The organism is Psychrobacter sp. H27 (assembly GCF_059072655.1).
In genome coordinates, this window is the sequence record NZ_JCACRX010000001.1 from 1,014,157 (window position 1) to 1,026,483 (window position 12,327).

6 protein-coding genes and 1 CRISPR repeat array are annotated in these 12,327 nt (G+C 41.8%); all 6 genes read left to right on the forward strand.

Features of this window, described 5'->3' with window-relative positions; translation table 11 throughout:
• Nucleotides 1-89 precede the first annotated feature (89 nt).
• On the forward strand, nt 90-1,451 hold the full coding sequence (gene csy1 / locus AC5JPY_RS04025; RefSeq protein WP_493852150.1) for a type I-F CRISPR-associated protein Csy1: 1,362 nt from the start codon (nt 90-92) through the stop codon (nt 1,449-1,451).
• On the forward strand, nt 1,448-2,419 hold the full coding sequence (gene csy2 / locus AC5JPY_RS04030) for a type I-F CRISPR-associated protein Csy2 (protein ID WP_493852151.1): 972 nt from the start codon (nt 1,448-1,450) through the stop codon (nt 2,417-2,419). Before csy1 ends, csy2 begins: the two co-directional genes overlap by 4 nt.
• A 67-nt stretch (nt 2,420-2,486) precedes the next feature.
• Entirely contained in the window at nt 2,487-3,497 is a 1,011-nt protein-coding gene (csy3, locus tag AC5JPY_RS04035; RefSeq protein ID WP_493852152.1) for a type I-F CRISPR-associated protein Csy3, read from the forward strand.
• Nucleotides 3,498-3,500: 3 nt separating this feature from the next.
• The gene (cas6f, locus tag AC5JPY_RS04040) at nt 3,501-4,106 is read left to right on the forward strand and encodes a type I-F CRISPR-associated endoribonuclease Cas6/Csy4 (RefSeq protein WP_493852153.1); all 606 of its coding nucleotides are present in this window, start codon (nt 3,501-3,503) and stop codon (nt 4,104-4,106) included.
• A 179-nt stretch (nt 4,107-4,285) separates the two neighbouring features.
• A CRISPR array of direct repeats spans nt 4,286-8,874; the repeat unit is 28 nt; unit sequence CTTCCTCACCGCATAGGTGACTTAGAAA.
• A 422-nt stretch (nt 8,875-9,296) separates the two neighbouring features.
• A complete protein-coding gene (locus tag AC5JPY_RS04045) occupies nt 9,297-9,806 on the forward strand; it encodes a hypothetical protein (protein ID WP_493852154.1) in 510 nt (169 codons plus the stop codon).
• Between the two features lie 296 nt (nt 9,807-10,102).
• Nucleotides 10,103-12,289 carry a site-specific integrase gene (locus AC5JPY_RS04050; RefSeq protein ID WP_493852155.1) on the forward strand — a complete coding sequence of 729 codons (2,187 nt, stop codon included), beginning with the start codon at nt 10,103-10,105 and terminating at the stop codon, nt 12,287-12,289.
• The last annotated feature ends 38 nt before the right edge of the window (nt 12,290-12,327 follow it).

Here is a 12,327-nt window from a genome sequence, read left to right on the forward strand (position 1 = left end):
AATAATTATAAAGACTTATCTAAAGAGACTATTACAGTTTAACACTTCGAATTACGACTAAACTTTGCAAATTATAAAAGGAGCTAATCTTGAACGATATACCCTCAGAGCTGGCGAGCAATGCAGTAAAAGCTGCCCTTACAAGCCTATATGATAAAAAAACAGAAGCTCAACAAAAGCAGCTCGCCAAAGCCGTTGAAAGTAAGGAGCATGAAAAGGCTGCAGAGTTAAAAGAAACCTTGGCTGGTTTTAAAGAAAAGTATGAACTCGACACTTGGATGGAAAGAGCTGCTAATAAAATGGCAAATGAGATTAGTTTTGGTACACATATCTCTAAAGGTATTCACTCCAGCTCAAAAGGAGACAATATCAATTTTAATTCAAAAGCCTCATTACCAAGCAATATTCTTGGCCATCAATCATTATTAAGCCATAAAATAGACGCTAGTGGCAACGCTGCTGCTTTGCCGCTATTTTCATTCTTCGACTTTGATGTAAATGATGATAAGAAGATTATGGATTACATCATTGAAGACAGTAGTAGCTTTAAATATTGCTTATCAAAAGATAAAAAGCTTTCTGAGTATTATTTTCAAATATTCAGAGAGTTACTAATAGGAAAAATATCAGAGCCTTGCTCAAGTGAATATAATAAACAAACTCTGTGGCCTATTGATGAAGAGATGAACTCTTATGTTTGTATCATACCTCTTTATCCATCTTCGCTAACAAACTGTGTTTATGAAAAAGTACAGCAAATAAAATATTCTGACGAGGTAAAAACTGCCAAAAAGAATCGTTTTTTGATTAATGCCAATCAAACTCCTTACGTTACACTTTCAAACATTGCAACCGTAACCATTGGTGGAAGCAACCCTCAAGGCGTAAGTAGACATATGAGTAGCCAAAAAGGAAAAAACTATCTCCTTCCTTCTCTACCACCAATCATCAAGCAAGACCGCGCTTTTAAATTATCCAAATTTGCCAATAGTATCTTTAGCACTAGCATGGAATATAACGCCCGCGAAGCCATCCAAAATATTTTTAAGTCCATTAAAGATACGCGCAATATTGTCGATGTCAGAGACGCGCGCAAACGAGCTATCGATGAAGTGTTATATCAGATATTTGCCGCAGCAGAAAACATCCGCACTACTCTACATGCTGGCTGGTCAAAAGACTATGAGCTTGACCGAATTGAAAAGCTTTGGCTCGATCCCAAACGCGCCGACCTTGATGGTGAAGCTGAGTTCAAAGCAGAACGTGAAGAAGATGATGCTTGGCATAGTCAAATCGTTCACCGTTTTGCGCGTTGGCTCAATACCTTAATGCAAGCTGAATTTAAGCAAATAGCTAGCGACTTTGGTGATGCTGAGCATTTGGAATGGGAGCGTGAGATTGAGGATATGAAAAAACGCTACGAGCGCGCAGGCAAAGGAGTATTTTTATGAGCCGCATAGATGATGACAATAATATTGGTGTGGTTGGCTATTTGATGTTTAAAAAGGTCGTCATTGAAGGAGCGAATACTATCTCAAGTCCGCTGACTTATGGCTTCCCTGCTATTACTGGGTTTTTGGGTAGCTTTCATGCGATGTCACGAAAAATGGTAGATGATGAGCTGCTCTCTGATGCCTGTTTAGGCGGTGTACTGCTTGCTTGTCACGACTGCCAACCACAAATGTATCGTCCTAATAGTTATAACAACTACACTTTTAACCAAACGCGCAATCCCATCAAAAAAGATGGCAAAACCGCCTCTATAATTGAAGAAGGCAAATGCCGATTGGTGATGACCTTTGTAGTCGAGATATTAGGTACAGATACCTTAACTAATGAGCAGCAAGATTATGCCATGCAAAAAACCAAGCAGTGGCTACAGCAGCAGCGTATGGCTGGTGGTAGCGTAAGGGGCTTGGCAAGGTTTGAGCCCGTGCAATTCTTTGATAAAGATGACGTCAGCTCTATTACTGCGCAATTACTGCCGGCTTTTGTGTTAATGGATGCGCAGGACGACTTTGCTGAGATTATCGATAAGGTGCAAGCAGACAACCCAGACGCGACGCCAATAGACGCTTTGATAGATGTTTGTACACTACATCATATTCCTGAAAACCAAAAAAACGGCGATACAAAGTGGCTAACTACCTCACGTAAAAGCGGACACGGCTGGCTAGTGCCCATGCCGATAGGTTATCAAGGTATCTCTGATTTATATGACGCTGGCATGATGCAAAACGTGCGCAATCCTGAATATCCTAGTCAATATGTTGAAGCTATATATAGCCTTGGTAGGTGGGTTTATCCGCAGCGTCTAAATAGTGTCGGCGGTGATAATGATATTGCTAATGCGTTTTGGCGTTACCGTTATGATGCTGATGAATCACTTTATTTAGTCACTCAAAATCGAGAGTTTTAATTTTACTTTGTTCTAATCAATAACCCGTTCAATTAACTTTTAATTTCTTACAATCATGGAGAATAATATGTCAAAAACAGCCCTAAAGACTGCATCCGTTCTAGCCTTTGAGCGTAACCTTGATATCTCAGATGGTTTCTTTGCACAAACAGACAGCCAAACTGCTAACGCTAAAATTAGTCCTGTAACCATTAACGAAAAATCTGTCAGAGGTACGATTAGCAACCGTCAAAAAAGCGCCATTGCCAAAGACCCTGCCAAGCTCGATGCCGAGATTCAAAAAGCCAATCTACAAACGGTAGATTCAGCCTCATTAGATGAAACCAATGATACTCTGATTGTAACATGGAGCTGTAAGGTGTTGCCGTTCACCGGTAAACCTAGCGTCTGTAACGACCAAGATTATCAACAGGCCTTAGTCTCAACGGTACAGGATTATTTGGATAACCAAGGCGTTAATGAGTTGGCTCATCGCTACGCTAGTAATATTGTCAATGCCCGCTGGTTGTGGCGCAATCGTGTAGGCGCTGAAAGTATTAAGGTTAATGTTAAATGTGATATTGATGGCACTAAACACGACTTCGAATTTGATGCAAAGTCCATTTCACTAAAAGACTTCAATACAGACGATAGCAAAATCAATGAATTGACTAAGCTGATTGAAAAGGGTTTAAATGGCGACGCTTTTATCATTTTATACGTCAAAGCCGCTGCCATAATGGGTTACGGTCAAGAAGTTTATCCCTCGCAAGAACTGGTACTCGATACGGGCAAGAGCAAAAGTAAAATCTTGTATGAGATTAATGGTAAAGCAGGCATGCACTCTCAAAAAGTCAGCAATGCCATTCGCACTATCGATGACTGGTATCCTGAAGCCGAGTTCCCTATCGCTATCGAACCTTATGGTGCGGTCACGACTTTGGGTACAGCGTTTCGCCAACCTAAAGATAAAATGGACTTCTACAGCCTGTTTGATAACTGGGTATTAAAAGGTGAATCGCCAGACGTAAACCAGCAGCATTATGTCATGAGCGTACTTATCCGTGGCGGCGTATTCGGTGCCAGCGGCAAGGAGTAATTTATGAGTCAGATGACCCATTTCCAAGAAATAACCATAATCCCCGACCCCGAGATTGCCCCTTACTTCATCTGGAGCAAACTATTTACCCAATTTCATATTGCATTAGCGGAGATGAAAAATGAGCACGGCATCGACTCCGTCGGTGTCAGCTTTCCTGATTATCATTATGACGAAAAGGGTAAATCATCCAAGCTTGGTCTAAAACTTCGAGTCTTTGCTCCCAGTAAAGAGGATTTAGAGACTCTAGATCTCGATAAATGGCTAGAGCGATTAACGGACTATGTGCATGTGAAGCGCATCAATGAGGTTGGCGACAAAGCCAAAGGGCACGTTGTGATCAGACGCTACCGCCATAAAAACGTGCTTAAACAGGCTGAAGCATTCGCTGAGCACAAAGGCATTACGCTGGAGGCAGCACTGATACACTGCGCCAAACACAAGCAGGATAACAAACCCTATCCGTATATCAACTTAAGGAGCATCAGCAACAATCAACCCTACTCATTATCTATCATTCAAGAAATGGCAGATAACGAAACTCAAGGGACGTTTAACAGCTATGGCATTAACAATGCGGCAGATAAGGTTACTGTGCCCCATTGGTAAGCTACTTATAAGGTAATGATGAATTACCCAAAAATTGGGACAAAAAAACCCTTTTTTTGAGCTATTTAAAAAATTGTAGTAAAATCAATTAGTTACACTAGGTCGAAAAACGGAGGGTAATATAGGGTATTTCACTCTCCACGCCTTATTGTAACTGAGTTTTTTGAGATATAATTCCTCTTCCTCACCGCATAGGTGACTTAGAAACATGTAATCCAATATCTCGTCAAACGCTGCCTCTTCCTCACCGCATAGGTGACTTAGAAAATTTAAGCGCCTCTTTATAACGCGAATCAACCCTTCCTCACCGCATAGGTGACTTAGAAAGTAAAAAGTGCTAGACCCTTTGCGTGCCATACCTTCCTCACCGCATAGGTGACTTAGAAATGTTTGCGTTAATTCCGTCATCATCAAACCTCCTTCCTCACCGCATAGGTGACTTAGAAAATAATAAACCGTCATCGGGATCAATCATGGCTCTTCCTCACCGCATAGGTGACTTAGAAAAGTACCAAATCAGACTGTTGTATGCTTGTCGTCTTCCTCACCGCATAGGTGACTTAGAAAATTGTTGCGCCTAACGCACCCATGCCAACCATCTTCCTCACCGCATAGGTGACTTAGAAAATCTAGTTTAACGCCAGATGAAATCCAGTAAACTTCCTCACCGCATAGGTGACTTAGAAAGCTGTCAATGCCGCTAGGTTGTTAGCAGCGTCCTTCCTCACCGCATAGGTGACTTAGAAATAATGATAGCCTCACTATAGTTGTCAGATGGGCTTCCTCACCGCATAGGTGACTTAGAAAACGTACATTGGCAGCTGTTGCAGCAATGGACACTTCCTCACCGCATAGGTGACTTAGAAAACTACCGCAAATACGAGTGATAACCTCACCTACTTCCTCACCGCATAGGTGACTTAGAAAAAATGGTGTCAAATGGTCAAGGCGGTTTAGAGCTTCCTCACCGCATAGGTGACTTAGAAAATCAATGCCAGACCGTGTACAAATGAATCTACCTTCCTCACCGCATAGGTGACTTAGAAACCTTAATGGGGCTTTTTTTGGAGCTAAAGAAACTTCCTCACCGCATAGGTGACTTAGAAAATGAAATGTCAATGCGGTATCGAGCTTGGTGCCTTCCTCACCGCATAGGTGACTTAGAAAGAGCACCTTTTCAGCCGTTCGATAACTCACATCTTCCTCACCGCATAGGTGACTTAGAAATTGGATTAACTGTGTGATAGCCGCGTCAGCACCTTCCTCACCGCATAGGTGACTTAGAAAAGCAATATCGCACTGAGGTCGTCGTTGATGGGTCTTCCTCACCGCATAGGTGACTTAGAAATATCTACAAGTGCGTTTGGACATTTATGCCAACTTCCTCACCGCATAGGTGACTTAGAAATTCCAAGTGGATAAACTCTTGCATAAATACAACTTCCTCACCGCATAGGTGACTTAGAAAGCGATGATGATGGGGATGAATTGCCATCAGAGCTTCCTCACCGCATAGGTGACTTAGAAAACTGGTATGCCCATCGTGAAGCTGTGTCTGAACTTCCTCACCGCATAGGTGACTTAGAAATGTAAGCTATTACTTATAATCATTCTGAGTCACTTCCTCACCGCATAGGTGACTTAGAAAAGTGGTGTTTAGTAATTTCACGAGTGCTGCTGCTTCCTCACCGCATAGGTGACTTAGAAAATGCTGGGTTATTGCTATAAGCGTCTTTAAACCTTCCTCACCGCATAGGTGACTTAGAAAACTCCAGTTTAGCTCGCTAGAATTGTAGATTTCTTCCTCACCGCATAGGTGACTTAGAAATTTAACGTATATTCGACCACTCCAGTTTAGCTCTTCCTCACCGCATAGGTGACTTAGAAACAGTCATTGCAGACAACGCAAACCAGACAGGCCTTCCTCACCGCATAGGTGACTTAGAAAATTCATCAGACCCTTGCTCTACGTCTAAGATACTTCCTCACCGCATAGGTGACTTAGAAATAGTTACCAGAAAACCAGCAGGTTTAAAAACACTTCCTCACCGCATAGGTGACTTAGAAATTAATTGGGGTTTTTTATTATCTAAAATTAGGCTTCCTCACCGCATAGGTGACTTAGAAATTGGCAGCATGGAAAGCTGAGGAAGCGCAAAACTTCCTCACCGCATAGGTGACTTAGAAAATTGCTGCTGCAAATGATGAGCTAAAGTTTTGCTTCCTCACCGCATAGGTGACTTAGAAAATTAGTCCACATGTTACCGCCCATCATGATGTCTTCCTCACCGCATAGGTGACTTAGAAACCTAACGCGGCGGCTGTGCAAGCCGCTAAGTACTTCCTCACCGCATAGGTGACTTAGAAAGAGTAGCAACTTTGAGCCGTCGTGGTCTACAACTTCCTCACCGCATAGGTGACTTAGAAAAAGGAGTTCTCTGGCATCAAGGCTTTCTACCTCTTCCTCACCGCATAGGTGACTTAGAAACACTTGTACACCCATGCAAAGGCAGCACCGTGCTTCCTCACCGCATAGGTGACTTAGAAAACTTGCTAACGTATTGCTCGGCATACGTACCACTTCCTCACCGCATAGGTGACTTAGAAACATGGTATATGAACCGTTTTTTGATATGAATACTTCCTCACCGCATAGGTGACTTAGAAACCATGCTGCTAACTTTACTTTTACGTCACGGTCTTCCTCACCGCATAGGTGACTTAGAAAACTTGCGATATGACGATGACAGCAACGACATGCTTCCTCACCGCATAGGTGACTTAGAAAATCGTGCCAGAAATAGACGAGGCTGGCATGATCTTCCTCACCGCATAGGTGACTTAGAAATACATCAAATTGAATTGTTACTTTATGATTGTCTTCCTCACCGCATAGGTGACTTAGAAACATCCAGCATGTTTGCACGCCGATACCGAAGTCTTCCTCACCGCATAGGTGACTTAGAAATCAAAATGATTTTGGGATGGGTGGGCTAGGCGCTTCCTCACCGCATAGGTGACTTAGAAAAATTTGACCTCTATCTTTACCGTAGTAGAAGTCTTCCTCACCGCATAGGTGACTTAGAAATGTCGTTGCAGGGATGTCGTCACGGTCAACAGCTTCCTCACCGCATAGGTGACTTAGAAAAAATAACGCCTCGCCTTGACCTAACATCAAATCTTCCTCACCGCATAGGTGACTTAGAAATTACTATAATAAAGTGACGGTCACTGCTGGGACTTCCTCACCGCATAGGTGACTTAGAAACATATTTGCGACCAGTTTAATTGCTGGGCAGGCTTCCTCACCGCATAGGTGACTTAGAAAACTCAGAAAACTGATGCTGAGTTAGAAATATTCTTCCTCACCGCATAGGTGACTTAGAAATTGTGTATTCGCTTCGGGCACATCGCGGAATGCTTCCTCACCGCATAGGTGACTTAGAAACTGCTATAGCCGTCGCTGACTTAATGCTACCTCTTCCTCACCGCATAGGTGACTTAGAAACGATAAGTCAACGCCAGCGTTTTGCGTAGCATCTTCCTCACCGCATAGGTGACTTAGAAAGTGCTGAAGAGCGCTTAACGCTGACTGTCTATCTTCCTCACCGCATAGGTGACTTAGAAATCTGCGCTTGCTTGTAGTACGCGCCCTGTGTCCTTCCTCACCGCATAGGTGACTTAGAAAATGCCGTCATCACCGACACCAACACCGCCATACTTCCTCACCGCATAGGTGACTTAGAAATTATTATTTGGCTCGCAATTTACACAGCAAGACTTCCTCACCGCATAGGTGACTTAGAAAGGTAAGCTGTAGCTCATTGCATCAAACACAGTCTTCCTCACCGCATAGGTGACTTAGAAATACGCGAATAGCTGTTGTTGGATCGATAGCTGCTTCCTCACCGCATAGGTGACTTAGAAAGATGACTGAGAGTGGCTATACAGACGAATACGCTTCCTCACCGCATAGGTGACTTAGAAATCTGATAAAATCCATTAAGCTATTCCAGACCGCTTCCTCACCGCATAGGTGACTTAGAAATTCCAAAGCGTATGTACCGTGTCTGGCTGCTTCTTCCTCACCGCATAGGTGACTTAGAAAATTAGATAACCTGAGAAAGCACCTGCTGGGATCTTCCTCACCGCATAGGTGACTTAGAAAGCAAATCAAAGGCATGAACTTTGGTTGGGACCCTTCCTCACCGCATAGGTGCCTTAGAAAGCACTTGAGCTGTAACCAAATACCGGGCTTAACTTCCTCACCGCATAGGTGACTTAGAAACTTATTGTCTTTGTAGTTTGCGACTTTGAATGCTTCCTCACCGCATAGGTGACTTAGAAATCTGATAAAATCCATTAAGCTATTCCAGACCGCTTCCTCACCGCATAGGTGACTTAGAAATTCCAAAGCGTATGTACCGTGTCTGGCTGCTTCTTCCTCACCGCATAGGTGACTTAGAAATTAAACTTATCAGGCATATCGCCCGTGATTAACTTCCTCACCGCATAGGTGACTTAGAAATAGGTTTAGCTGTCATGATGACACGTATGCGTCTTCCTCACCGCATAGGTGACTTAGAAAACTGTCGTCAATGGTGTTCAAGATGTTCTTTACTTCCTCACCGCATAGGTGACTTAGAAATGTATGATTGCGTTTAAACGATCTATAACGCCCTTCTTAACCGCATAGGTAACTTAGAAACATTCTAGCTTGTGGCACTCATCAAAATAAAACTTCACCACCGCATAGGTGGATTAGAAACATACGAGCAGTCTGCGCGTCTTCATCATAAAGTTCTACTCGAAGTGGTATTTATCCTACCTACCAGATGGTTATTTACGTACATATAGATCTATGCCCAATATCTACTCTCTACCTTTCAAGTAGTATTCTGCTTTGTCTCCACTGTCCACCCCAAGCTATCACTCTAAACTACTTTTCTAGTTATCTCATCCATTCATACATCTATAAACTCTAGCTAAACTTCTAACATACTTCAGATAAGATCATTGTAGATTCTATCTAAAAGTTTAAAACCATAGCAAGACGTCATTAGCTGTCGCTTAATTTGACATTCTGTCTCAAAACCTCATGAATTGGCTTTCAATTGTTTGCTAATCCTCGTAAATTGTTAGTGGAGGTCAACGACCAAGTCATCAACTCGATATCTTAATGGGAAAGATGTGAAATCACTATCGATCGCTAAGCTACAAACAATCAATGTGCTTGTATATCCAGAAACTATTAGTCTGTTTGATATTTATACCTGCCATATCAGACCACTTCTAAATAGCCAGGCTATCGAACTTGAGCAGAGTAATGCTTGTTCAAAACTTACCTACTTTATAAAAAAAGAGGAAAAGTGGTTCTTGCTCAATAACTTTGAGCTATTTCATATGGCAAAAAGCCCTTATATTGATTTTGATGTATTAAGAGAAGAAATAGCCGTGAAATATATATCAAAGAAACAGTTTAATTTTGACATCAGTTTTTACGAGCTTATTGATCTCATCGCAAAATACAATAAAAAAATAGATATCAAGCTCATTTACACGCAGCTAAACGAGATCTTGGATCAAGAGATAAACCAAAAATTATTTGGCAAAAATATTTTTGCTATTACTACATTTTGTCAGCTTATAAAGATAAATGAACAAACTTATTACAAGCGACCTTCTGAGGGTGTTTTATGACTGAGAATGCTGAGAATAATCATGAAGAGCGTGGGCTTAATCTGAAAGCATTAACAGAAATCATTAAAAAGATTGACAATAACCAAAATTTTATATATCCAGAAGCAGTATCGACTGCCATATCTGAAATTACTTTAGCAGTACACAATAGCTATAGCCAGCCAGATGATAATCCCCAAAATCTACTAAGATTAATATTACAAGTATTACAAAGAAGGCCAGTCCCCCGGCTTTCTATGACTATTAGTAGATCAGAATTAGCAAAAAAACCACTCATCATGCAATTGCTTATTCTCATGCAACATTCTATCAATGAACATCAGCATGACTACCTACAGAAACGGTTAATTTGGCTAGCCATAGCAATGCACACTAGTGTGATGCTGACGCAGCACTGGCCAAAACAGCAAACCAAAAATATACTGATGCAATTCAAACAGGCTCAGTTTTCAGGATCTCCTAGACGAATATGGATTTGGCATGAACTACCTGATTTAACTCAAATGACCATGAATGTGGAAAGCATATGCACCATTTTCACTGTTCTATTAGAGCAGCAAAAAAGTGCATATGAATTGTTAAATGATAAGCAAGCTACTCATGCCGAAGAAAAGAAAGTGGCAAAAGATAAACTGAGCCAAATAGAAAAAATAACGACCGCCTATCAAAATGCGCATACGTCACGCAAGCCTAGACCCAAGTATAAGAAGCCGCCTAAACATATTAAAATTATAGCTATCAACTTAGCAGACAACACATCGAAATTACCCTTAGACTCTACTGCAACGAGTCACAACTGGAATACCGCGCCTAGCAATGATGCATGGGGTTACACACGTGATGATATAGAACACAGCGCTATCGCCATAGATCTTGAATTTTTAGACGCTAATATTGAAAGCCATGACGGGTTAACCACCAGCTTTGAAGAGCGTATTGACCATTATGAAGCACCTTATGTCAGCTATGGCGAATATCCAAACCCACTAATCAAAAACTCTATACCCCTTCAAACTATAGATTTATCGCTACAGCAAAACTACATGTCTCAGCGCAATCTCGCGCTTAACTCTAACACGCGCTTACTCTCCCTTGCCGGCTACCAAGCGTTATTTGCTGCGCTCAACCAAGATGCAAGCACCTTACCAGAATCAGAGATTGATAAAACGTGTGCGGATATTTTACTGTTATCTATGATTACTGGATTGCCAGTTAAGTCCTTACTAATACCCGGCTATATCGGTCATCCTAGAATTTTTAATCTTGAAGGCAAAAAGTATTACGTTAAACACAGCTTAGGTATTACCGACAAGTCCACAAGCCAAACACTGCTCGAAAAGGATTATGAAAATACTTTGGATACCATCAAAGTTCCACTGCCATCATGGCTTATAGATGATTTACTTGCTTGCGAGTTGCCCTTAAAAAAAGACTTTACGGCTTATCTTGCCGCCTTGCGTAGCAGCCTTGGATTGCCGTACCTGTCTGTCAATCGTATAGAGACCGCACTACATGTCGTGCTCTCTCGTTATACACCTAATTGCCATGCTCACATCGCCGATATCATCTGTCGCACGCCTGCGTCCCATGCTCCTGCAATGTACTATAGTAGCCACACCAGCGAAGCACTTATGACACACTATAAATCAGCACTGGACATATTTAATAGCAACAGTGATTTTGACTTAACTTATATCACCCCTTGGCATAAATATACGGTGGGCTCAGCATTTGCGCTAAAGATTGAAACAGTTTGCGACATCGTAAATGAGATGAAGTACTGGACTAATCAAAGTTCAAACTATGAGGAGCACTTTAATAGAACCAGTATCTTTGTATGGTTTGTCTTTTGCCTTTTAACCGGCGTGCGACCAAATAACGGTCTTGGCAAGATGTACGACATGGATCTTGATATGGGTTGGCTGCTCATCAATGACAAGCCAGTTAAGAAGGTCAAAAGTGATCGTCTCATTCCGCTATGCCCCACACTTATACGCCATCTAACAGATTATAGAGCGTATTTGATCAACTATCAGGCAAAGCATCAAGGTCATCATGATATCAGCGCTATCATTGACGATATTCGTTTAGGTAATGATGAAGCACTATTAAAGTTGTTGTCTGAGCGAGCTCCTACTGCTAATGCCCCTACTCTCAAAGACATTAAGCGTGGTGATGCTTATCATATGACCAAGCACATCATTGACGCCAATCCCTATTGGACACGCCACTTTGTTCGTACGCAGCTTGAAAATCTCGGCGTTTCATTATCGCTGATTAACACGGTTATTGGTCATGAAAAAGCTCGTCAAGAAGTATTGGGACGTTTCTCATCAAGTAGTAAAGCAGATATTAAGCGTGTGGCGTCCGTGTTTGAAAAGATCGCAGCACAGCTTGGGTTATCAGATATCACAATCAACCATTACCCTAATTCAAATCATGTTGGCACAAGCACTGTAGAGGTTGACCATGCTAATAAATGAAATACAGCTGCCAAAAATTATTAATGACTTAGCAAGGT

What these genes read in the sequence shown, in the direction of transcription:
- AC5JPY_RS04050 (WP_493852155.1), top strand. Translation starts at nt 10,103, where the DNA reads ATGCAACATTCTATCAATGAACATCAGCATGACTACCTACAGAAACGG.
- csy2 (WP_493852151.1), top strand. Translation starts at nt 1,448, where the DNA reads ATGAGCCGCATAGATGATGACAATAATATTGGTGTGGTTGGCTATTTG.
- cas6f (WP_493852153.1), top strand. Translation starts at nt 3,501, where the DNA reads ATGAGTCAGATGACCCATTTCCAAGAAATAACCATAATCCCCGACCCC.
- csy3 (WP_493852152.1), top strand. Translation starts at nt 2,487, where the DNA reads ATGTCAAAAACAGCCCTAAAGACTGCATCCGTTCTAGCCTTTGAGCGT.